We start from the raw sequence: 23725 nt of genomic DNA, 5'->3' as shown, positions 1-23725 counted from the left end.
TTAATTCAGTTCATCTCGGCGCGCAATTGTTCAATCCGCTGGTCCTTCTCCACCCACAACTGGTTTACCCAGGCCTGTATGGTCTGGCGAAACGCGGGGTCGTTCTCGTAGTCCCCCGACCACAATACCGGGTCCAGCTCGCGCACCCGAATGTCGATAATCACCCGACTAATGCTGCCATTGAGCAACGCCCAGAACCCAGGCGCCTGGTTGCCGGGGTAGACGATGGTCACGTCCAGCAGTGCATCGAGCTGCTCGCCCAGCGCCGCCAGCACGAACGCCACGCCGCCGGCCTTGGGCTTGAGCAGGTGGCGGTAGGGCGACTGCTGCGCCTGGCGCTTGGCCTCGCTGAAACGGGTGCCTTCCAGGTAGTTGACCACGGTCACCGGCTGGCGCTTGAACAGCTCGCAGGCCGCCTTGGTGATCTCCAGGTCCTTGCCCTTGAGCTCGGGGTGTTTTTCCAGGAAGGCCTTGCTGTAGCGCTTCATGAAGGGGTAATCCAGCCCCCACCAGGCCAGGCCCAGCAGGGGCACCCAGATCAGCTCCTTCTTGAGGAAGAACTTGAAGAACGGCGTACGACGGTTGAGGCTTTCGATCAGCGCCGGAATATCGACCCAGGTCTGGTGGTTGCTGACGGCCAGGTACGAGGTGTCCTGACGCAGCTTCTCGATGCCGCGAATGTCCCATTGGGTCGGGATGCACAGGGCGAAGATCATCTTGTCGATCTCCGACCAGGTTTCGGCAATCCACATCACCGCCCACGAGGCGTAGTCTCGCCCACGGCCTGGCAACACCAGTTTTAGCAGGGCGAAGACCAGCAGCGGGCCGATCAGCACCAGGGTGTTGAGCAGCAGCAGGGTGGTCGTAAGAATGCCGGTAAACAGGCGACGCATAAGCAGACTCTTGTTGTGTGAATTTTGCGGGTGGCAATGATAAGCAGGGCTGTGCCATACGCCAAACGTCGAATGCTCGACGGTTGGTACAAATGTTTCACATTGTGTTGTTTAAGGTGTGACAACGAACCTATCCTGCTTGCGCAGTCTAAGCACTGACTCTTCTCAAGGAAGTTTGCCTGTGAAACCTCTGCTTGCCCTGTTGTCGCTGTTGGCGTTGCCGGTGATGGCTGCCGAGCCCACCCTATACGGTCGCTACGAATACATCGCCCTGCCTGAGATTGGCGAAACCCTGAAAGCCAAGATGGATACCGGTGCCTACACCGCGTCGCTGTCGGCCAAGGATATCGAGCTGTTCACCCGCGATGGCGAGGAGTGGGTCCGCTTCCGCCTGGCGACCAAGGACGCCGACGGCAAGGTCTATGAGCACAAGCTGGCGCGCATCAGCAAGATCAAGAACCGTGCTGACGAAGAGGAGGAGGGCGATGCACCGGAGCTCTCGAAACGGCCGGTGGTCGACCTGGAACTGTGTCTGGGTGATGTGAAGCGCACGGTGGAGGTCAATCTGGTCGACCGCAGCAGCTTCAACTACCCATTGCTGGTGGGCGCCAAGGCGCTGCGCGAGTTCAAGGCCGCGGTCAACCCGGCCAAGCGGTTCACGGCGGGCAAGCCGGACTGCTGATTCGGTTTTGGCTATGATGGCGGCATCGCCGGCATGCCGGCTCCTACAGATTTCACACCCCTGTGGGAGCCTGCTTGCCGGCGATGCGCCTGATCAGGCAGCCGGCGCCGTCGCTACCATCGACGGCCGCTTGATCACCTCGGCATACCACGCCGCGAGTCCGGGCTGTTGCGCCCGCCAGCCGAACTCAGGCTGACGCAAGTCCAGGTAACCCAGCGCACAGGCCACACCAATCGCCGCGATGTCGAACCCCGATGCCAACTCGGCCAGGTGCTCGCGTTCCAGGTTGGCCAGGCTGCGCCGAATCTTCTCGCTTTGCGCGGCCACCCAGCCATCCCAACGCTTGTCTTGCGGTCGCAGGAAGGTCTCGTAGCGGGTCGATACCGCCGCATCCATGATCGCATCGGCCTGGGAGGCCAGGGTCATGCGCCGCCAGCGCGCCGAGCCTTCCCGGGGAATCAGCGGAGTGCCGACGTGCTGGCAGTCCAGGTACTCGCAAATGACGCGGCTGTCGTGCAGCACGGTGCCATCTTCCAGGCGCAGTGCTGGGATCTTGCCGATGGGGTTGCCCTGGTTGAGTTGCTCGTCGCCGCTCACTGGGCTGATGTTCACGGGCTGCAGGGCCACGCGGTCGAGCTGGGCGGTTTCGTGCAGCACCACCATGACTTTGCGCACGAAAGGCGAAAGTGGCCCGTGGAAAAGGGTCATCGTGCTCATGGCTCAGTTGCCCTGCAGGCTGGGTGGCAGGCACACGCCAGTACCGCCGATGCCGCAATAGCCATCGGGGTTCTTGGCCAGGTACTGCTGGTGGTACGCTTCGGCGAAGTACACGGTCGGGGCCTGGTCGATTTCGGTGGTGATTTCACCAAAGCCTGCCTTGGTCAGTTCTGCCTGGAACGCATCACGGCTGGCCTTGGCCTGCTCCAGCTGTTCTGGGCTGGTGCAGTAGATCGCCGAGCGGTACTGGGTGCCGATGTCGTTGCCCTGGCGCATGCCTTGGGTCGGGTTGTGCAGTTCCCAGAACATCGCCAGCAGTTCGCGGTAGCTCACCTTATCCTTGTCGAACACCACCAGCACCACTTCGGTATGGCCGGTCAGGCCCGAGCAGACTTCTTCGTAGGTGGGGTTTGGCGTGAAGCCACCGGCATAGCCGACCACGGTGCTGACCACGCCTTCACGCTGCCAGAAGCGGCGCTCGGCACCCCAGAAGCAGCCCAGGCCGAAGATGGCGAAGTCGATGCTGCCCTCGAAGAAGGGGCCCAGCAGTGGGGTGTCTTTGAAGACATAGTGGAATTCGGGCAGGGCCATTGGGGTTTCGCGGCCAGGCAGGGCCTGTTCCGCAGTAGGCATGACGTTTTTGTTCACCAGGATTTCCGAACGCAGGACCATGGCCGTTCCTCTGTGTGTCAGGTAGATGGGGGCTCGATCACCGGCAAGCCGGCGCCTACAGGGTCGTTCCGCAGGTACTGGGGATTGCCGGCGATGAGGCCGAATGGGTTCTATAGTGCCCGAGGTTGAGGCTGCTGTCAGTCCATTGGACCGCGCGGGTAGCGCTTGAGTTTTTCCGCCAGCTCCCGGCCCGGAATGGGCCGGTCGAACAGGTAGCCCTGGCCGACATCGCAACGGTGCCTGCGCAGGAACGCCAGCTGTTCTGGAGTTTCGATCCCTTCGGCCACTACCTTGAGCTTGAGGTTGTGGGCCATGGCCACCACCGCCGAGGTGATCTCCATGTCGTCCTGGTTGTCCGGGATTTCATTGATGAAGCTGCGGTCGATCTTGATGATGTCGATCGGAAACTTCTTCAGGTAGCTCAGCGATGAGTAACCGGTGCCGAAGTCGTCCATGGCCAGAGTCAGGCCCAGGGCCTTGAGCTCATCGAGCTGGCGGTGGGTGTCTTCGGTGGCCTCCAGCAGCAGGCCTTCGGTAAGTTCCAGCTCCAGCAGGTGCGGTGGCAGTTCTTCTTCCTTGAGGATCGAGCTGATCGAGGCGACCAGGTCGGGGTCGGAGAACTGCTTTGGCGACAGGTTGATGGCCACGTGCAGGTTGCCCATGCCGGCCTCGCGCAGTTGCTGGCTCATGCGGCACGACTGGCGCACCACCCATTTGCCGATGGGGATGATCAGGCCGGTTTCCTCGGCCACGCTGATGAACTGGTCCGGGCGAATCATGCCGCGCTCGGGGTGGTTCCAGCGCAGCAGTGCTTCCAGGCCGAGTAAACGGCCGCTGCGCAGGCACAGCTTGGGCTGGTAGAACACCTCCAGCTCGTTCTGGGTCAGGGCGCGGCGCAGGTTGTTCTCGACGAACAGCTTGTAGCTGGCCTCGGCGTTTAGCACCTCGGTGAACACTTGCACCTGATGCTTGCCGTTGGCCTTGGCCTTGTGCAGGGCAAGGCCTGCATTCTTCATCAGGGTGGTCGGGTCGCTGCCGTGCATGGGCGCGCAGGCCAAGCCCACCGACGCGGTGACGTTGATCAGCTGGTTGTCGACGAACATCGGTTTGTCGAGGGTGCGCAGCAGTTGGAGGGCGACGCCCTGGCCATCCTCCAGGCTGGTGCCGTTGAGCAGCACAGCGAACTCGTTGCTGGCGAAGCGGGCAAGGATGTCATTGGGGCTGAGGCTGTTGCGCAGGCGTCGGGCCAGGCTCACCAGCAGCTTGTCGCCGGTCTGGTGGCCGAGGCTGTCGTTGATCCGCTTGAAGTTGTCGATGTCCACCAGCAGCAGGCAGATCGGGCTGTCACCGTCGCGGGTGAAGTGGGTATCGAGGTTGCGGATGAACGCTGGGCGGTTGCCCAGGTTGGTCAGGTTGTCGGTATAGGCCAGGCGCTCGATGCGCTGCTGGGCCAGTTTGGACTGGGTGACGTCCTCGTAGATACCGATGTAGTGGGTCAGCTCTCGGTTATCGCCATATACCTTGGAGATCGACAGCTGCCCCCAGTAGGGTTCGAGGTTCTTGCGCCGGCTCTTGAATTCGCCTTGCCAGCTGTTGCCCATTTCCAGGCTCGACGGCGAGTCGAACAGCAGTTCGCTGAGATTCTCCAGCGCCGGCAACTCGGCCAGATGGTGGCCCTGGACCTCTTCGGTGCTGTATTGGGTGATGGCGGTGAAGCTGGGGTTGACGTATTCCACCACCCCGTCGCGGTTGACCAGCAGGAAGGCGTTGGCGCTTTGCTCGACCGCCCGCTGGAACAGGTGCAGGGCGCTGGCCGCGGTACGCCGGTTGTGGTTGGTGATGACCTGGGCGAACTGATCGGCCAGCTCGCCGGCAAAGGCAATCTCGTCGGACTGCCAGGCCCTTGGCTGCCCGGTCTGTTCCAGGCATAGCACGCCGACCACCTGGCCGTCGACGCGAATACTGGCGTCGAGCATGGCGTTGTTGGCCGGTAAAAGACTGTTGGCGAGCTCACGGGTGCGTGGGTCGTGGCTGGCGTTATGAGCATCGATGGCGCGGCTGGCATGCAGGGCTTCGAGGTAGTCCGGGAAGCGGCTGGCATCGATCGGCTCGGGCAGTTGGTGTTGCTGCTCGTGTCGGTACCAGGCGCTTATCGGTACCAGACGCTGCTCTTCCAGATGCCAGATGCTGGCGTTGTCGACCTTGTAGATTTCACAGGCGCTGCGGGTAATCAGCTCGGCGGCCTCGAGCAACGAGTTCTCTGCACTGTAGCGTTGGCGTGCCAGGCGCAGGATCAGGTCTTGCTGGCCACGTACCCGTTCCAGGTGTTCGAGCTGTTCCTGTTGTGCACGCTGGTTCAACTGCAGGGCCAGTTGCAGGCGGTTGTTGCGCGATTCGAGATCGTTTGCGTCCAACTCCGAGAGGTCGTCTGCCTGGTCGTCGAGCACGGTCAGGTAGCCGCGCAGCAACTGGCGGTTGTGCTGTTTGTAGGCCTCGCCGACCTCCAGCAGGCGCAGTGGCGCCTGTTGCGCATGCAGGGTGTAGCGCACTCGGTAGTAGCCACGGTGGGCCAGCTGTGCCTGGATCTCGTCATGCAGCTTGTAGCGGATCTCGGGTGCCATCAGGCTTGCATAGGGCGAGCCGATGAGCGCGCACAGTTCGGATGCGGGCAAGCCGAATTGACGCTCGCAGGCGGGGTCCAGGTAAAGCAGCGACCAGGTGGCTTCGTTCAGCCTTTCGAAACGCAGCATGCCGAGCCGCGAAGGCACGGGAAGCTGCGTGACGACCTCGGCCACCACACGACTGGTGGCATCGGGTTGGCTTTTCATCGAAGACTCGCTTGAAGAGGATGACGCTGCCTTGAGCGGCGCATCTGGCAAGGTTGCATCATGTCCCCGAGGCTGGCAAGCGGCTAGGGGGCTGTCATGTATATGTTTTCGGCTGCGGGGGGGAAATCCTTAGTTTGGCTGATGAGTTTGGGGGCTGTTCGACGAGAGGTTTTTGGTGTTTGTGAAATCGAGCGCCGCCTGCGCGACGCATCGCGAGCAAGGCTCGCTACCTTGATTGGCGTGTAACAACCGTAGGAGCGAGCCTTGCTCGCGATGCGTCGCGTAAGCGGCGCTCGATCGCAAAATCCTATCGGCGAACAAAAAAAAGCCCCGCCAATCGACGGGGTTGAGGTACGAGCGTGGCAGCTCGAAAAGGGTACCTGCCTCCGCGACGGGAGGCAGGCTGGCTGCGTGTTACAGCAGCATGGTGCGGATATCGCCCAGCACGTCGCCCAGACGCTTGGTGAAGCGCGCGGCGGCAGCGCCGTTGATCACACGGTGATCGTAGGACAGCGACAGCGGCAGCATCAGCTTCGGCTGGAAGGCCTTGCCATCCCAGACCGGCTGCATGGTTGCCTTGGAGACACCCAGGATCGCCACCTCAGGCGCGTTGACGATCGGCGTGAAGCCGGTGCCGCCAATGTGGCCGAGGCTGGAGATGGTGAAGCAGGCGCCCTGCATCTCGTCTGCCGACAGCTTCTTGGTGCGGGCTTTTTCGGCCAGCGAAGCGGCTTCGGCAGCCAGTTGCAGCAGGCTCTTCTGGTCGACGTTCTTGATCACAGGCACCAGCAGGCCGTCCGGCGTGTCCACGGCGAAGCCGATGTGCACGTACTTCTTGCGGATGATGGCCTTGCCGCTGGGGGCCAGCGAGCTGTTGAAGTCTGGCAGTTCCTTGAGCAGGAAGGCACAGGCCTTGAGCAGCAGTGGCAGCACGGTGAGCTTGACACCAGCCTTCTCGGCCACGGCCTTCTGTGCAACGCGGAAGGCTTCCAGCTCGGTGATGTCGGCGGAGTCGAACTGGGTGACGTGCGGCACATTCAGCCAGCTGCGGTGCAGGTTGGCGGCACCGACCTGCATCAGGCGGGTCAGGGCGACTTCTTCCACTTCACCGAACTTGCTGAAGTCCACGGCAGGAATCGGCGGGATGCCAGCGCCGCCAGTCGCACCGGCGGCTGCCGGGGCTTCCTTGGCCTTCTGCATCATGGCCTTGACGTAGACCTGTACGTCTTCTTTGAGGATGCGGCCGTGCGGACCGGTCGCGGCGACCGCGCCCAGGTCGACACCGAACTCACGCGCCAACTGGCGAACGGCCGGGCCTGCGTGAACCTTGGCATTGCTGCCGGCAGCCGGTGCGGTGGCGACCGGCGCCGGGGCGGCTGCCGGAGCGGCGGCCGGGGCTGGAGCAGCAGCTGGAGCGGCAGCGGCCGGAGCCGGAGCCGGAGCCGGAGCAGCAGCAGGCGTGGCGCCAGCGACTTTCAGCTTGAAGATCAAGTCGCCAGTGCCGACTTCATCTTCCAGCTTGCACAGCACTTCTTCGACCACGCCAGCGGCAGGCGATGGAATCTCCATCGAGGCCTTGTCGGACTCGAGGGTGATCAGCGACTGGTCAGCCTCGACGGTGTCGCCGACCTTGACCAGCACTTCGATGATCTTGGCCTTGCCCGACGAACCGATGTCCGGCACGTGGATGTCCTGAACGCTGGCGGCAGCGGGGGCTGCAGCCGGAGCAGGGGCGGCGTCGGCAGCCGGCGCCGGAGCGGCAGCCGCTGGAGCCGGAGCGGCCGCGGCCGGAGCCTCGGGCGCCGCAGCGGCGCCCTCGGCTTCCAGGACCAGCAGCTCGTCGCCTTCTTTCAGGCGATCGCCCAGCTTGACCTTCAGTTCCTTGATGACACCGGCCTTGGGCGCTGGAATCTCCATGGAGGCCTTGTCGGACTCCAGGGTCAGCAGGCTCTGGTCGGCCTCGATGCGGTCACCGACCTTGACGAACAGCTCGATGATTTCACCTTCACCGCTGCCGATGTCAGGTACGCGAATGAGTTCGCTCACTTAAAAATACTCCTCAGCAGTCCAGTGGGTTGCGCTTGTCCGGGTCGATACCGAACTTGACGATAGCGTCTGCCACCACCTTGGGTTCGATCTCGCCACGGTCAGCCAAGGCTTCCAGGGCAGCCAGCACGACGAAGTGACGGTCGACTTCGAAGAAGTGACGCAGCTTCTTGCGGCTGTCGCTGCGACCGTAGCCATCGGTACCCAGGACTTTGAACTCTTTGCTCGGTACCCACTGGCGAATCTGCTCGGCGAACAGCTTCATGTAGTCGGTGGACGCGATGACCGGGCCCTTGCGACCGGACAGGCACTCTTCGACGTAGGTCTTCTGAGGCTTCTGGCCAGGCTTGAGGCGGTTGGCGCGTTCCACGGCCAGGCCGTCGCGACGCAGTTCGTTGAAGCTGGTGACGCTCCATACGTCGGCACCGACGTTGAACTCGTCACGCAGGATCTTCGCGGCTTCGCGGACTTCGCGCAGGATGGTGCCGGAGCCCATCAGCTGTACGTGGTGCGCGGCTTCGCGGGTGTCTTCTTCGAGCAGGTACATACCCTTGATGATGCCTTCCTCGACACCGGCCGGCATGGCTGGCTGCTGGTAGGATTCGTTCATCACGGTGATGTAGTAGAAGATGTCCTGTTGCTCTTCGGTCATCTTCTTCATGCCGTCCTGGATGATCACCGCCAGCTCGTAGCCGTAGGTCGGATCGTAGGTGCGGCAGTTCGGGATGGTGCCCGCCATCATGTGGCTGTGACCGTCTTCGTGCTGCAGGCCTTCACCGTTGAGGGTGGTACGGCCGGCGGTACCGCCGATCAGGAAACCACGGGTGCGGCTGTCGCCAGCGGCCCAGGCCAGGTCGCCGATACGCTGGAAGCCGAACATCGAGTAGAAGATGTAGAACGGCAGCATCGGCTGGTTGTGGCAGCTGTACGAGGTACCGGCAGCGATGAACGACGACATGGCGCCGGCTTCGTTGATGCCTTCCTCGAGGATCTGGCCCTTCTTGTCTTCGCGGTAGAACATCACCTGGTCTTTATCGACGGGCTCGTAGAGCTGGCCGACCGACGAGTAGATGCCCAACTGACGGAACATGCCTTCCATACCGAAGGTACGGGCTTCGTCCGGGATGATCGGCACGATACGCTGGCCGATTTCCTTGTCCTTGACCAGCTGCGCCAGAATACGCACGAAGGCCATGGTGGTGGAAATTTCGCGGTCGCCCGAGCCGTCCAGGATCGCCTTCAGGGTTTCCAGTGGCGGGGTCGGCACGCTGAAGCTCTTGCTGCGGCGCTGTGGCACGAAGCCACCCAGGGCAGCACGGCGCTCGGCCAGGTACTTGGCTTCGGCGGAGCCTTCTTCGGGCTTGAAGAACGGCAGGTTCTCGAGGTCGGCATCCTTGACCGGGATGTCGAAGCGATCACGGAAGTGACGCAGGCTGTCGACGTCGACCTTCTTGGTGTTGTGCGCGGTGTTCTTGGCTTCGCCAGCACCGGTACCGTAACCCTTGATGGTCTTGGCCAGGATGACGGTAGGCTGGTCCTTGTGGTTGACCGCCTGGTGGTAGGCCGCATAGACCTTGTACGGGTCGTGGCCGCCACGGTTGAGCTTCCAGATTTCCTCGTCGGACAGGTCTTCGACCATGGCCTTGAGCTCTGGGGTGTTGAAGAAGTGCTGACGGACGTACGCACCGTCCTTGGCCTTGTAGTTCTGGTACTCGCCGTCGATGACTTCGTCCATGCGACGCTGCAGGGCACCGTTGGTGTCCTTGGCGAACAGTGGGTCCCAGAAACGGCCCCAGACGACCTTGTTGACGTTCCAGCCGCCGCCACGGAACACGCCTTCGAGTTCCTGGATGATCTTGCCGTTGCCGCGAACCGGGCCGTCCAGGCGCTGCAGGTTGCAGTTGATGACGAAGATCAGGTTGTCCAGCTTCTCGCGGCCAGCCAGGGCGATTGCACCCAGGGATTCCGGCTCGTCGCACTCGCCGTCGCCCATGAAGCACCAGACCTTCTGCTTGCCGGCCGGGATGAAGCCACGGGCTTCCAGGTACTTCATGAAGCGCGCCTGGTAGATCGCCTGGATCGGGCCCAGACCCATGGAAACGGTCGGGAACTGCCAGAAGTCAGGCATCAGCCAAGGGTGCGGGTACGAAGACAGGCCGTTGCCGTCCACTTCCTGACGGAAGTTGTTCATCTGTTCTTCGCTGATGCGGCCTTCCATGAAGGCGCGGGCATAGACGCCTGGCGAGGCGTGGCCCTGGAAGAAGATCAGGTCGCCGCCGTGCTCTTCGGTCGGGGCTTGGAAGAAGTAGTTGAAGCCGATGTCGTACAGGGTGGCGCTGGAGGCGAAGCTGGAGATGTGTCCGCCCAGGTCCGAGTCTTTCAGGTTGGTACGCATGACCATGGCCAGGGCGTTCCAACGTACCATCGAGCGAATGCGGCGTTCCATGAACAGGTCGCCAGGCATGCGTGCTTCGTGGGTGACAGGGATGGTGTTGCGGTATGGCGTGGTGATCGCATACGGCAGCTGGGAGCCACTACGGGTGGCCAGCTCGCCCATACGGGTCATCAGGTAATGAGCGCGGTCTTCGCCTTCTTTGTCGAGGACCGACTCCAGGGCATCCAGCCATTCCTGGGTTTCGATTGGATCGAGGTCTTGCATGGCTTGCTCCAGGGCGGAAAGGCCACCAGAATCGGTGGCCTGAGTTTGCGACTGGCCTTATGGGCAGACGTCGTGAATTCTTGGATTACCGGGGTCTCATCCGGCGCCGTGTAGTTTTACTACAAAAGCTTTCGCATTTCATGCTTTTACACGGTCGGGGTAGTAGTAATACTACAGAAATGCGACGTTTGGTCGCACCCTGCGTTGTGAGGAAAAACGTTCATGTTGGTTGGCGTTGTGCCGAAAACAGGTGGTTCTTGATGTTTTTTGCCAGTGATTCGTTTTTTTCAGCTATTTCCAACTTTTGTATGACAGTCCAACCGTGGTCGGGCTTCCCCTTGGCCGCCTCTACCCCTCACTTTCTCGCCGATCAAGGATAGTCCATGCGCCTGCCTTTGCCGCTCGATCTGCCCGCTACCCTGCAACCGCTGGTCGCTCGCAACCAGCAGTTCCTGCTCGATGCCATCGCCGGTCACCCTGAGCTGGACTTGCACGCTTGGAGCCTGGCCCATCGGCAACAGTTCGATCAGGTAGCCGCGGCCAGTGACTTCGTCCTGGGCCTGGCCCAGCGCGAACCGGCCATGCTGTTCGAACTGGTCGCCAGCGGTGAGCTGGACCGTCGCTATGGCCCGGGCGATCTGTGCGCGCATATCGCCGCCGCTGCCCAGGCGGCGCAGACCGAGGACGAGCTGGCGCGCAATCTGCGCCGTGAACGCAACCGCCAGCAACTGCGCATCATCTGGCGCGACATCACCCGCCAAGCCGAACTGGGCGAAACCTGCCGAGACTTGTCCGACCTTGCCGACGCCGCCATCGACCAGGCCTATCAATGGCTGTACCCGCGCCATTGCCAGCAGTTCGGTACGCCCATCGGCAATCGCAGTGGCCAGCCGCAACATATGGTGGTGCTGGGCATGGGCAAGCTCGGTGCGGTGGAGCTGAACCTGTCGTCGGACATCGACCTGATCTTCGCATTCCCCGAAGGCGGCGAGACCGAAGGGGTCAAGCGCTCGCTGGACAACCAGGAGTTCTTCACCCGGCTGGGCCAGCGCCTGATCAAGGCCCTGGACCCGGTGACCGTCGACGGTTTCGTCTTCCGTGTCGACATGCGCCTGCGTCCTTATGGTTCGGCAGGTGCACTGGTGCTCAGCTTCAACGCCCTGGAGCAGTATTACCAGGACCAGGGTCGCGATTGGGAGCGTTACGCCATGATCAAGGCCCGCGTGGTAGCGGGCGACCAGCACGCCGGTGCCCAGTTGCAGGAAATGCTGCGTCCCTTCGTTTACCGGCGTTACCTGGATTTTTCGGCGATCGAAGCGCTGCGCACCATGAAGCAGCTGATCCAGCAGGAAGTGCGACGTAAGGGCATGGCCGACAACATCAAGCTCGGTGCCGGGGGCATCCGCGAGGTGGAGTTCATCGCCCAGGCCTTCCAGCTGATTCACGGTGGACGTGACCTGAGCCTGCAACAGCGGCCGCTGCTAAAGGTGCTGGCGACCCTCGAAGGCCAGGGCTACCTGCCACCGGCCGTGGTTGCAGAGCTACGCGAAGGCTACGAATTCCTGCGTTACGCCGAACATGCCCTGCAGGCCATCGCCGACCGCCAGACCCAGATGCTGCCAGACAGCGAGACTGACCGTGAGCGGGTGGCGTACATCCTTGGCTTTGCCGACTGGCAGAGCTTCCACGACCAGCTGATGTACTGGCGCGGCCGGGTCGACTGGCACTTCCGCCAGGTCATCGCCGACCCGGACGATGAAGAAGGCGAGGGCGAGCTGGTGGTCGGGGGCGAGTGGTTGCCACTGTGGGAGCAGGCGCTGGACGAAGACGCTGCAAGCCGGCAGTTGGAAGAAGCAGGCTTCAAGCAACCTGCCGAGGCGCTGCGTCGTCTGTCTGGCCTGCGCGCAAGCCCCCAGCTGCGGTCGATGCAGCGTATCGGTCGTGAGCGCCTCGATGCTTTTGTGCCGCGCCTGATGGCGCAGACGGTGGAACATGACAACCCCGACCTGGTGCTCGAACGCGTCTTGCCCTTGGTAGAGGCCGTGGCCCGGCGTTCGGCCTACCTGGTATTGTTGACCGAGAACCCAGGTGCCCTGCGCCGGCTGCTGACATTGTGCGCGGCCAGCCCTTGGATCGCCGAGCAGATCGCCCGTTACCCGTTGTTGCTCGACGAGCTGCTCAACGAAGGGCGCTTGTTCAGCCCACCGCTGGCGCCTGAACTTGCCAGTGAGTTGCGCGAGCGGTTGACGCGCATTCCCGAGGATGACCTTGAGCAGCAGATGGAAGCGTTGCGCCACTTCAAACTGGCCCACAGCCTGCGGGTGGCCGCCTCTGAAATCAGTGGCAACCTGCCTTTGATGAAAGTCAGCGATTACCTGACCTGGCTGGCCGAGGCGATTCTCGACCAGGTACTGGCCCTGGCCTGGCGCCAGACCGTGTCGCGCCACGGCCAGCCCAAGCGCAGCGATGGCAGCTTGTGCGATCCGGGCTTCGTTATCATTGGCTACGGCAAGGTCGGAGGCCTGGAGCTGGGGCACGGCTCGGACCTGGACCTGGTGTTCATCCATGATGGCGACCCTCAGGCCGAGACCGACGGCGCCAAGCCCATCGACAGCGCCCAGTTCTTCACCCGCCTGGGCCAGCGGATCATTCACCTGTTGACCACCCAGACCAACTCTGGCCAGCTCTATGACGTCGACATGCGCCTGCGCCCGTCCGGTGCCTCCGGGCTGCTGGTCAGCTCGCTGGGGGCGTTCGAGCGCTACCAGCAGAACGAGGCTTGGACCTGGGAGCACCAGGCCCTGGTGCGCGCCCGCGTACTGGTGGGATGCAAGCAGGTGGCGGCGGCATTCGAAGGCGTGCGCGCCAGGGTGCTAGGCCAGGCTCGCGACCTGGACAAGCTGCGCACCGAGGTCAGCGAGATGCGCGCCAAGATGCGCGACAACCTCGGCACCAAGGCGACCGTCGCGGGCACGGCGGCCAACGCTTTCGATGCGGGGGTTCCATTCGATATCAAGCAGGATGCAGGCGGTATCGTCGATATCGAATTTATGGTGCAATACGCCGCTTTGGCTTGGTCTCACGACCATCCGGCCATACTGCGATGGACCGATAACATCCGCATTCTGGAAGAGCTGGAACAGGCAGGGTTGATGCCGGCCAGTGACGCGGTGCTGTTGCGTGAAGTGTACAAGGCGTTTCGTTCGGCTTCGCACCGCCAGGCCTTGCAGAAGCAGGCTGGAGTGATCGACGCGGCGCAGTTTGCCGATGAACGACGCGAGGTGCGGCGGATCTGGGCTGAGCTGGGTTTGAGCTGAAGGCCCCGCTGCCACAGGGGCTGCGATCAGCGACGGATGGGCCTGAGTGGTACACTGTCCGCCAAATAGCCTGAATATAAAGAGGGGAGGCCAGGCTGTACCGCAGTCTGCAGCCTCCCCGAGCGTTTCTGGACTAAGCATGAGAATACTGATCATTGGCCCCAGCTGGGTCGGCGACATGGTGATGGCGCAGACCCTGTTCCAGTGCCTGAAACAGCAGCACCCCGACTGCGTGATCGACGTGCTGGCACCCGAGTGGAGCCGGCCGATCCTCGAACGCATGCCCGAAGTGCGCAAGGCCTTGAGCTTTCCGCTCGGCCATGGCGCCCTGGAACTGGCCACGCGGCGGCGTATTGGCAAGTCTTTGGCGGGCCAGTACGACCAGGCCATCCTGCTGCCGAACTCGCTGAAGTCGGCGCTGGTGCCCTTCTTCGCCGGTATCCCCAAGCGCACCGGCTGGCGCGGCGAAATGCGCTTCGGCCTGCTCAACGATGTGCGCACGCTGGACAAGGCCCGCTACCCACTGATGATCGAACGCTTCATGGCCCTGGCCTATGCGCCCGGTGCCGAGCTGCCGCAGCCTTACCCACGGCCCAGCCTGCAGATCGAGGCAGCCAGCCGCGAAGCCGCCCTGGCCAAGTTCGGCCTGGAGCTGGACCGGCCGGTGCTGGCGCTGTGCCCAGGTGCCGAGTTTGGCGAGGCCAAGCGCTGGCCCGCCGAGCACTACGCCGAGGTTGCCGACGCGATGATCCGCCAGGGCTGGCAGGTATGGCTGTTCGGTTCGAAGAACGACCACCCGGTGGGCGAGCAGATCCGCGACCGTCTGATTCCGGGGTTGCGTGAAGAGTCGTACAACCTGGCCGGTGAAACTTCCTTGGCCGAAGCCATCGACCTGATGTCCTGCGCCGACGCCGTGGTGTCCAACGACTCGGGCTTGATGCATGTGGCCGCTGCGCTGAACCGTCCGCTGGTCGCCGTCTATGGTTCGACCTCGCCGGGCTTCACCCCGCCACTGGCCGAGCACGTCGAGATCGTGCGCACCGGCATCGAATGCAGCCCGTGCTTCGACCGCACCTGCCGCTTCGGTCACTACAACTGCCTGCGCCTGCTGGAGCCTGGCAACGTCATCGCCGCCCTGCACCGCCTGGGTGGTCCGAACCTGATCGATACCGTGGCCGAGGTCGACTAAGTGCGGGTACTGATCATCAAGACCTCATCGCTAGGGGATGTGATCCACACCCTGCCTGCGCTTACCGATGCCGCCCATGCCATGCCAGGCATTCGCTTCGACTGGGTGGTGGAGGAAGGTTTCGCCGAGATCCCCAGTTGGCACCCTGCGGTCGACCAGGTGATTCCGGTGGCGATTCGCCGCTGGCGCAAAAACCTCTGGCAGACTTTCAAGAGCGGCGAGTGGAAGGCGTTCAAGCAACGCGTTCGCGAGCGCAAGTACGACCTGGTGATCGATGCCCAGGGCCTGGTCAAATCGGCCTGGCTGACCCGCTACGTCAAGGCGCCGGTGGCCGGCCTGGACCGCTATTCGGCGCGTGAGGGCTGGGCCAGTCGCTTCTATGACCGACGCCTGTCGGTCGCCGTTGGCCAGCATGCGGTGGAGCGTGTGCGTCAGTTGTTCGCCATGGCCCTGGCCTACGACTTGCCCGAAGGCATCGGCAACTATGGCCTGGACCTGGACCGCCTGCAGCTGCCCCCAGCCGCGCCCTACGTGGTGTTCCTGCACGGTACCACCTGGGCCACCAAGCATTGGCCCGAGGCCTACTGGCGGGAGCTGGCAGAGCGCATGGGCCAGCGCAACCTGCAGGTGCGCCTGCCATGGGGCAACCCGCAGGAGAAGGCTCGCGCCGAGCGTATCGCCCAAGGCTTGAAAAACTGTCAGGTGCTGCCCAAGTTGAACCTTGCCGGCGTCGCCCGTGTACTGGCGGCCGCCAAGGCGTGCGTGGCGGTGGATACTGGCCTGGGCCACCTCGCCGCGGCACTGGATGTGCCGACCATTTCGCTGTTCGGCCCGACCAATCCGGGCCTCACCGGGGCCTATGGTCGGGCTCAGGTTCATCAGGCCAGCAATTTCCCCTGCGCGCCCTGCCTGCAGAAGAAGTGCACCTATAAGCCGAGCGCCGAGGACCTGCGCCGGTTCGATCTCAAACGCGAGTGGCCGCTGTGCTTCACTCGCCTGAATCCCGAGCATGTGGCGAGCCGCTTGAGCGCGTTGCTGCTGGCTGAGGATGTCCGTTGATGCAACTGGCTTTTGTGCTTTACAAGTATTTCCCCTTCGGCGGGCTGCAGCGTGATTTCATGCGCATTGCCCTGGAATGCCAGAAGCGGGGCCACCAGATCCGTGTCTACACGTTGATCTGGGAGGGTGATATTCCACCGGGTTTCGAGGTGCTGGTGGCGCCGGTCAAGGCGCTGTTCAACCACCGTCGCAACGAGAAGCTCAGTGCCTGGATGGCCGCCGACCTGGCCAAGCGCCCGGTCGATCGTCTGATCGGCTTCAACAAGATGCCGGGTCTGGATGTGTATTACGCTGCCGACGGCTGCTTCGAAGACAAGGCGCAGACCCTGCGCGGTGGCTTGTACCGCCGTTGGGGGCGCTACCGGCATTTTGCCGAGTACGAGCGGGCGGTGTTCGCCAAGGACGCCCATACCGAGGTGCTGATGATTTCCGAGGTGCAGCAACCGCTGTTCATCAAGCATTACGGCACGCCGGTGGAGCGCTTTCACTTGCTGCCACCGGGGATTTCCCAGGATCGCCGGGCTCCGGCCAATGCCGCCGAGATCCGCGCCGACTTCCGCAAGGAGTTCGACCTGGGTGACGACGACCTGCTGCTGGTGCAGATCGGCTCCGGCTTCAAGACCAAGGGCGTGGACCGCAGCCTCAAGGCCCTGGCCGCGCTGCCGTCGGCGTTGCGCAAGCGTACCCGGTTGATGGTCATCGGCCAGGACGACCCCAAGGTGTTCCAGTTGCAAAGTGCCGCGCTGGGCCTTGGCGAGCAGGTACAGTTCCTCAAGGGACGCAGTGATATCCCGCGCTTCCTGCTGGGCGCCGACCTGCTGATCCACCCGGCATACAACGAGAATACGGGTACCGTGCTGCTCGAAGCCCTGGTGGCGGGGTTGCCGGTGCTGGTCTCGCAGGTGTGCGGCTACGCCCATTACATCGCCGAGGCCGACAGCGGCCTGGTGCTGGACGAGCCTTTCGAGCAGGAGCAGCTCAACCGCTACCTGCAACGCATGCTCGAAGAGCCGCAGGCCCGCGCCGACTGGTCGCGCAACGGCCTGGCGTTCGCGGAAACCGCCGACCTTTACAGCATGCCGCAACATGCCGCTGACGTGATCCTGGGGCAGGAGACCGCATGAAGCTGATTCTGGCCGAACCGTTCAAGCACCTGTGGGCCGGGCGTGACGCCTTCGAGGCCGTGGAAGCGCTGCAAGGCGAGGTATACCGCGAGCTCGAAGGCCGCCGCACGCTGCGTACCGAGGTCGATGGCGAGGGCTTCTTCGTCAAGATCCACCGTGGCATCGGTTGGGGCGAGATCTTCAAGAACCTGCTGACCGCCAAGCTGCCTGTGCTGGGCGCTGGCCAGGAATGGCAGGCGATCCAGCGACTGCATGAGGCCGGTGTGCCGACCATGACGGCGGTCGCCTATGGCGAGCGCGGCAGCAACCCGGCTGCGCAGCATTCGTTCATCGTCACCGAAGAGCTGGCACCGACCATCAGTCTCGAAGACTTCAGCATCGACTGGGTCAAGCAGCCACCTGCGCCCCGCCTCAAGCGCGCGCTGATCGCCGAGGTGGCGAAGATGACCGGCGGCATGCACCGCGCCGGGGTCAATCACCGCGACTGCTACATCTGTCATTTCCTGCTGCACACCGACCGTCCGGTGACGCCCGATGACTTCAAACTGTCGGTCATCGACCTGCATCGTGCCCAGACCCGGGCGACAATCAGCCGGCGCTGGCGCAACAAGGACCTGGCTGCGTTGTACTTCTCGGCGCTGGACATCGGCCTGACCCGGCGCGACAAACTGCGCTTTCTGCGTGGCTACTTCCAGCGCCCACTGCGCCAGGTCCTGGCCGACGAAGCCGCGTTGCTGGCGTGGCTCGAACGCAAGGCGCAAAAACTCTACGATCGCAAGCAACGCTATGGGGATGCACTCTGATGGCGGGTTGGACACTGGCGCCGGGCTATGAACACCTGGTGGCGGATTTTGGCAGCCTCGATGCGGTGTTCGCCCTGCAAGGCGAGCGCCTGACGCGTGACCCGCTCAGCGAAGTGATCCGCGTCGAGCGCGATGGGGTCAATTACTACGTCAAACGCTATACCGGCGCTGGCAAGCACATGCGTCGCTACCTGGGCCGTCCACGCATCAAGGCCGAATGGCAGAACCTCAAGCAGTTCGCCAAGTGGGGCATTCCCACCGCCGAAGTGGTCGCCTGGGGGCTTGAGCGCAAGGGCCTGGCTTTTGGTCGCGGGGCCATGGTCACCCGCGAGCTGCCGCGTACCGAAGACTTGTCCGAACTGGCCAGGCGTAATGATCCACGGCTGTCCGACCCTGCCTGGGTGGCGCATGTCAGCCGCCAGTTGGCGCGACACACGCGGATCATGCATGAGCACCGCTTCGCCCATAACGACCTGAAGTGGCGCAACCTGTTGGTCGACGACCAGGGCACGCTATTCTTCATCGACTGCCCGACCGGCGACTTCTGGCGCGGCTTCATGTGGCGCCACCGGCTGATCAAGGACCTGGCGTGCCTGGACAAGGTCGCCAAGTATCATCTGTCAGCCACCCAGCGCTTGCGTTTCTACCTGCAATACCGTGGGCGCCAACGCCTGAGCCTGCGCGACAAGCGGCGCATTCGCCAGGTGCTGAGCTTTTTCGAGGGAAGGGAATGACCGATTACCTGGCCAGCGCTGACCTTGCGCTGCTTCAACGTCATGGCCTGAACGATTTCGAGGCGCTGTGGGCCTTGCAGCTCGACGCCGTCGACGAGCCCAACACCGGGCGAGGCGGCTGGAGCCGCGTGTTCCGCCTGGAACTCGAAGGCAAGGGCTACTACCTCAAGCGCCAGAGCGACTACCTGACGCGTACCTTGCACCGGCCATTCGGCGAGCCGACCTTCGCCCGCGAGTTCCGTAACATCAGCCGTTACCAGAAACTGCGCATACCGGCTTTGCAGGCGGTGTTCTATGGTGAGCGCAAACAGGCTGGTCAGCACCGGGCCATTCTCATGACCCGGGCGCTGGATGACTGGAGCGACCTGGACAGCCTGTTGGCGCGCTGGTCGCAGCTGGGCGAGCATGAGCGCGAGGGTATTCTCCAGGCCTGTGGCCAGCTGGCGCGCACCCTGCACAAGGCCGGCCAGGTGCACGGCTGCTTCTACCCCAAGCATATTTTCCTGCGCCAACGCCGTGAAGGCTGGGACGCGCAGTTGATCGACCTGGAAAAGACCCGGCCGCTGCTGTTCGGCATGCGCGACCGGCTCAAGGACCTGGAGCCCTTGCTGCGCCGCGCGCGCGCCTGGTCCGAGGGTGACGTGCGAACCTTGTTGGCGGCCTACCTTGGCCAGCCGGCAGACAGCGTGCGGGTCGACACCTGGTTACAACGCTTGACGCAACGCCGTCGACATAAAGAGGCCCGCTGATGCGTTTGTCCGAATTGAAGAACGCAGGTCGCAGCCCTTCGCTGCCCCTGTCCATCACCCTGGCCGATGCTGCCGGTAGCGCTGACTTGCAGTTGCTCAGCCTGTTGCGTGTCTTGCCCGGCCAACGCTACGTGGGCGCGGGTATCTGGCGTGGCACGCCGGTATTGGCCAAGTTGCTGGTCGGTGGCAACGCCGCTCGCCATTTCCAGCGTGAGCTGGCAGGGGTGAAGCTGCTTGCCGAACAAGGCCTCACCACGCCCAAGCTGTTGGCCGATGGCCTCAAGGAAGGCGAGGGCGGCTGGCTGTTGTTCGAGTTTCTCGACGACGCTGAAAGCCTGGCCGATGCCTGGGCCGACGTAGAGCCTTTGCCGGTGCTGGCCGATGAGCAACACCGAGTGCTGGGCGAGGCGCTGACCGCTGTTGCTCAGATGCACGCCAAAGGCTTGTGGCAGGAAGACCTGCACTTGGACAACCTGCTGCGCCACGGCGGCAAGCTGTACCTGATCGACGGTGCCGGCATCAAGGCCGAAACGCCCGGTCAGCAGCTTTCGCGCCCTCGCGTGCTGGAAAACCTCGGTGTGTTCTTCGCCCAGTTGCCCAAGCGCCTGGAGCCGTTCATCGAAGAGTTGCTGGTGCATTACCTGCTCGCCAACGCCGAACACGCCTTGCCGATGGAAGCGTTGCAGAAGCAGGTGGACAAGGTGCGCAACTGGCGTTTGAAGGACTATCTGGAAAAGGCCGGGCGAGAATGTTCGTTGTTCAGCGTCGAGCGCAGCCTCTCCGGGTTGCGGGCGATTCGGCGCAGTGAAACCGATGCCATGCTGCCGGTTCTCGAACAGGCCGACGCGCTGATCGACCAGGGGCACCTGTACAAGACCGGTGGTGCGGCCAGCGTCGCTCGCGTAGAGGTCAATGGCCGCCCGCTGGTGGTCAAACGTTACAACATCAAGAATACCGCCCACTGGTTCAAGCGCTTCTGGCGCCCGAGCCGGGCCTGGCATTCCTGGATCGAAGGGCACCGCCTGGAATTCCTCGACATCGCCACGCCAAAGCCCCTGGCGGTGCTCGAACAACGGGTCATGGGCCTGCGCAGCCGCGCCTACCTGGTGACCGAGTACGTCGATGGCCCGGACCTGGCTGCCTGTTTCGCGCCCTACGTGGAAAACGGCGAAGCCCCCGAAGAGCAGGTCGACGCCCTGGTGCACCTGATGCAGCAACTGATCCGCGAGCGCATCAGCCATGGTGACTTCAAGGGTCACAACCTGTTCTGGCACAACGGCCAGTGGTCGCTGATCGACCTCGATGCGATGTGCCAGCATGCCACTCAACTCAGCTTCGCGCCGGCCTATGCCCGTGATCGTGCACGGCTGTTGCGCAACTGGCCCAGTGGCAGCGCCCTGTATCAGCGGCTGGACAGGCTGCTGCCGCGGCTGACGGAATAAGCTGGCGGCAGCGCCAGCCACTCGCTGCTGCGTCCAGCCTGGCGCACGCGGATGCGCCATTGGTCGTCCTGCCAGCGCAGGATGGCCCATGCCGCCCCGGTACTGAGCGGTTGCCCGGGAATCAGCAGGTGGTAGTGGTTGTCCAGCAAGTGCGCGCGCAGCGGCAAGGCGTGCCCACCTGCAAGCAGGTAATATCGCTGTCCGTGGCGAGACAGTCCGTCCACGCCTTCGACCTCGGCCCCTGCGGGCCGCTCGGCCAGTCGGCAGTCTTCGAGCAATGCGCCCAGGTCGGGTAGGCCGTCGTACCACAGGACCGGGGAGTCCACGACCCACTCTCCGTCGCGGCGTCGTTTTACCGGCACCTGGGTGTAGGCATCCGGCATGCGGGGGTCGACGACACGCCAGCGGTAGCCGTCGAAGGACACCTGGTAGGTCGTGCCGGCGGCATCCTTGATGTAGTAGAAGGTCAGCCCGGGATAGGACGAGGGCTGTTCATAGATGCCTTCCTTGTGAATGCCATCGACGCGATAGTGCAATCTGTCGGTATCGACCCCCACCGCCAACGACTGCGGCAACTTCAGCGGCGGGGCTGGTGGAATGGCTCGAATGGCTCGCCGCACCACGGTGGTTCCCCCGATGTTGTTCACCGCGTCGTTGGCGTGCGTGAACGCCTCGACCATGTGTTTCAGAATGCCGAGCTGGTCACCTTGCCTGAAGGCCCTGCCGGCATCGATCACCGACAGCACCGAGCGCCCCAGCGACACCGCCACCAATGCGCGGTTGGGTAGCACGAGGCTGATCAGGTCCAGCAGCAACGATAACGCGTGCAGGCTCAACTCGCCCAGCAGTTCGAGCTTGGTATTGGTGCCGGCATCGACAGCGGCGAGCGTGGCGTTCACCTCGGCCAAATAGCGGGCCTGTTGGAAGTTACCGGTGATCTCTGGGCGTTGGGTGTTTGCGCCAAGGCCGCCCTTGGTCAGCCATCGTTCGACTTGCCTACGCGCTACCAGCGGCAGTCGGTCTTTTACGTATTCGCGCAGGGCAGGCTGTTCACGCAGCGCTCTGAGCAGGTGGCGGGTATTGCGATACTCCCGCCATGCACGGCGGTCGGGCGCGTCTGGGGTGTAGGCGAGAAACCGCGTGGTCCCAGCTTTGTCCGGCGTCACCAACATGACGCCTTGTAGGCTATGTCCGCCGATCAGCAGTTGGCGCACGCTCAGGCGCTCCCGGTTCGCTTGTTTGCGCAACTGGCTGTCTGGGTGGTCGAGTACCAGGGTGGTCCAAGCGAAGCCTCGTTCGAACGGGTCCTCCAGGTAATGGCCGGCGTACCGTGCCTTGGCCGCCTCGGCACGCATGCGCGCACGGCTGATGTCGACATAGCGCTCCCGGCGCCACTGAGCCTGCTGCGACGTCAGCAAATGGGTACGCAGGTACTGGCTGTAGCGTTCGCCGACGTCCAGTTCGCGTACCAACTGCTTGACCTGGCTTGGGGTGATGCCCGCGGCTGTTCGTTCATCCTTGTCATGCACCCGTGCAGTCAGCCAGTAGTCGATGTCGAGCACGCCGATGTTGAGAAACGCCAGCTCATCCAGGCGGTAGGTCTGGCGCACCAGTTCGACGGTATTGCCTGCCTGCGCACGGCTGGCCGCAGGAATCCAGACGCTGGTGATGCCAGGGTGCGACACCGGGCCTACCTGCCTGGCCCTGGTGATGCTGACATACAGATCGAGCGGATCGACATCCAACTGATACCGTAGCTGCAACGCCCTGCACAGGTGCTCGCGGGTCCAGGCCTTGAGATGGTTGCGATCGAGGAACTGTTCGTGGCTGAGGATGCCGGGGGCGCTCGCGCGGTCGATGGCAATCACCAGCTCCTGCAAGGTTTGCATGATGTGCGTAAGGCCTTGGGTCGAGGCATTTCTGAGCCAGGCCGGTGCGTTTCGTTCCAACAACAGGCCGTAGCGTGTCGTCAGCGCAGATCGGCTGTCGGCCAGCGGCAGCAGATCCGCGGCCTTGCGCAAGCGTTCCTCGAGCATCGGCCAGTCCACCGGGGATTGCAGCAGCGCGTCGTGCCATACGCGGGTGAGCGCTGCTTGTTGCCCATCGATCAGCGCCTGGGCCTGGGTCTGGATCAGGTCATCGTTGAACCAGTCGTAGCGCAGGCGTTCGGCGTTGCGTGCCAGCTCTCGATCCTGGTCGCTGTCCAGATACCGCAGCAGCGACTGGCTTTGCTGAGGATCGTCCAGTCGCTCGCACAGTTCGGTGTGCAGGTCGCCGAGATTGTCGAACGCCTCTATGCCATGCGACAGACTGCAGAGCAGCGCGTAATCGCTGGTTTGCCTGGGGTCCGCCCTACTGCCTTCGGGGCCGCCTTCGACGATCACGAAAGCGCCGGGCAGGTAGCTGCGCCAGTTGGGTGTGCCGATATCCAGTACTGGCCGGTAGACCTGCGGGCGCTCAGCCTCAGGCAGATGCTGGCGCTGCGAGGGCAGCGGCATGTTCACGCAACACCTGACCAGAGCAGCATGGTGGTCGCCGAGTGTATGGTCGTCGCAGCGCAGTGCAATCTGCGCCAGCATTTGCTGACGGAGCAACGCGATCAACTGCGTCCGCCGGCTTAGCGAGGCGTCGCTGGCAAGCCAGTACCGAGCGAGGTCGGCGAAGTAGTGCTGACGTGCCTGCAGCAGCGATCGCGAGCGGTCAGGTTGGGGAGGCGAGGCAAGCAGGGCGGCCAGGTGTCGGTCGAAGGATTGAAAGTAGTGCAGGCTCATCGAACTGGCTCCGCGATAAATGAGCCGTCGAGCATGGCGC

The 23725-nt window shown here is 63.3% G+C and carries 16 protein-coding genes; 9 read left to right on the top strand and 7 right to left on the bottom strand.

The genetic code is table 11. From position 1 onward, the window contains the following. Window positions 1–5 precede the first annotated feature (5 nt). A complete protein-coding gene (locus tag VXM67_RS00540; RefSeq protein WP_023382748.1) occupies window positions 6–893 on the bottom strand; it encodes an acyltransferase in 888 nt (295 codons plus the stop codon). 181 nt (window positions 894–1074) lie between these two features. On the opposite strand from VXM67_RS00540, the gene VXM67_RS00535 reads away from it, so the two are divergent. Next, on the top strand, window positions 1075–1575 hold the full coding sequence (locus VXM67_RS00535; RefSeq protein WP_023382747.1) for an ATP-dependent zinc protease: 501 nt from the start codon (window positions 1075–1077) through the stop codon (window positions 1573–1575). A 93-nt stretch (window positions 1576–1668) separates the two neighbouring features. Here VXM67_RS00535 and VXM67_RS00530 read toward each other — a convergent pair whose 3' ends face one another. The 5 genes from VXM67_RS00530 to aceE all read right to left on the bottom strand — a co-directional run bounded on the left by VXM67_RS00530 (window position 1669) and on the right by aceE (window position 10497). After that, the gene (locus tag VXM67_RS00530; RefSeq protein ID WP_023382746.1) at window positions 1669–2292 is read right to left on the bottom strand and encodes a glutathione S-transferase; all 624 of its coding nucleotides are present in this window, start codon (window positions 2290–2292) and stop codon (window positions 1669–1671) included. A gap of 3 nt (window positions 2293–2295) precedes the next feature. Then, a complete protein-coding gene (msrA, locus tag VXM67_RS00525; RefSeq protein WP_023382745.1) occupies window positions 2296–2964 on the bottom strand; it encodes a peptide-methionine (S)-S-oxide reductase MsrA in 669 nt (222 codons plus the stop codon). Window positions 2965–3101: 137 nt separating this feature from the next. Beyond that, on the bottom strand, window positions 3102–5792 hold the full coding sequence (locus VXM67_RS00520) for a GGDEF and EAL domain-containing protein (RefSeq protein WP_023382744.1): 2691 nt from the start codon (window positions 5790–5792) through the stop codon (window positions 3102–3104). Window positions 5793–6206: 414 nt separating this feature from the next. Continuing rightward, window positions 6207–7838 (bottom strand): dihydrolipoyllysine-residue acetyltransferase, encoded by a 1632-nt coding sequence (aceF, locus tag VXM67_RS00515; protein ID WP_104883173.1) that lies wholly within the window; start codon window positions 7836–7838, stop codon window positions 6207–6209. Window positions 7839–7851: 13 nt separating this feature from the next. Beyond that, a complete protein-coding gene (aceE, locus tag VXM67_RS00510) occupies window positions 7852–10497 on the bottom strand; it encodes a pyruvate dehydrogenase (acetyl-transferring), homodimeric type (RefSeq protein ID WP_023382742.1) in 2646 nt (881 codons plus the stop codon). A gap of 383 nt (window positions 10498–10880) precedes the next feature. Between aceE and glnE the strand changes: the two genes are divergently transcribed. The 8 genes from glnE (at window position 10881) to VXM67_RS00470 (ending at window position 20914) form a co-directional block, all read left to right on the top strand. Next, the gene (gene glnE / locus VXM67_RS00505) at window positions 10881–13814 is read left to right on the top strand and encodes a bifunctional [glutamate--ammonia ligase]-adenylyl-L-tyrosine phosphorylase/[glutamate--ammonia-ligase] adenylyltransferase (RefSeq protein ID WP_023382741.1); all 2934 of its coding nucleotides are present in this window, start codon (window positions 10881–10883) and stop codon (window positions 13812–13814) included. A gap of 139 nt (window positions 13815–13953) precedes the next feature. Beyond that, complete coding sequence (gene waaF, locus VXM67_RS00500; RefSeq protein ID WP_023382740.1) at window positions 13954–15003, top strand: lipopolysaccharide heptosyltransferase II; 1050 nt, start codon at window positions 13954–13956, stop codon at window positions 15001–15003. Beyond that, complete coding sequence (gene waaC, locus VXM67_RS00495; RefSeq protein WP_027907327.1) at window positions 15004–16062, top strand: lipopolysaccharide heptosyltransferase I; 1059 nt, start codon at window positions 15004–15006, stop codon at window positions 16060–16062. Beyond that, a complete protein-coding gene (locus tag VXM67_RS00490) occupies window positions 16062–17186 on the top strand; it encodes a glycosyltransferase family 4 protein (protein ID WP_027907326.1) in 1125 nt (374 codons plus the stop codon). Before waaC ends, VXM67_RS00490 begins: the two co-directional genes overlap by 1 nt. After that, entirely contained in the window at window positions 17183–17989 is an 807-nt protein-coding gene (gene rfaP, locus VXM67_RS00485) for a lipopolysaccharide core heptose(I) kinase RfaP (protein WP_023382736.1), read from the top strand. The genes VXM67_RS00490 and rfaP overlap by 4 nt, the downstream gene beginning before the upstream one ends. Continuing rightward, window positions 17989–18723, top strand: coding sequence for a lipopolysaccharide kinase InaA family protein (locus VXM67_RS00480; RefSeq protein ID WP_023382735.1), 735 nt, complete (start codon window positions 17989–17991; stop codon window positions 18721–18723). The genes rfaP and VXM67_RS00480 overlap by 1 nt, the downstream gene beginning before the upstream one ends. Beyond that, complete coding sequence (locus tag VXM67_RS00475) at window positions 18720–19472, top strand: lipopolysaccharide kinase InaA family protein (protein ID WP_023382734.1); 753 nt, start codon at window positions 18720–18722, stop codon at window positions 19470–19472. Before VXM67_RS00480 ends, VXM67_RS00475 begins: the two co-directional genes overlap by 4 nt. Next, the gene (locus tag VXM67_RS00470) at window positions 19472–20914 is read left to right on the top strand and encodes a lipopolysaccharide kinase InaA family protein (RefSeq protein WP_023382733.1); all 1443 of its coding nucleotides are present in this window, start codon (window positions 19472–19474) and stop codon (window positions 20912–20914) included. The genes VXM67_RS00475 and VXM67_RS00470 overlap by 1 nt, the downstream gene beginning before the upstream one ends. Here the strand turns inward: VXM67_RS00470 and VXM67_RS00465 are convergent. After that, window positions 20875–23685 (bottom strand): DUF6543 domain-containing protein, encoded by a 2811-nt coding sequence (locus VXM67_RS00465; protein ID WP_367237436.1) that lies wholly within the window; start codon window positions 23683–23685, stop codon window positions 20875–20877. The genes VXM67_RS00470 and VXM67_RS00465 overlap by 40 nt on opposite strands. Window positions 23686–23725 lie beyond the last annotated feature (40 nt).

The organism is Pseudomonas sp. Rh2 (assembly GCF_040762985.1).
In the GTDB taxonomy this organism is placed as follows: Bacteria; Pseudomonadota; Gammaproteobacteria; order Pseudomonadales; family Pseudomonadaceae; genus Aquipseudomonas; species Aquipseudomonas taiwanensis.
Note: the sequence above shows the minus strand (reverse complement) of the source record. Positions and strands in the feature narration are given on the sequence as shown.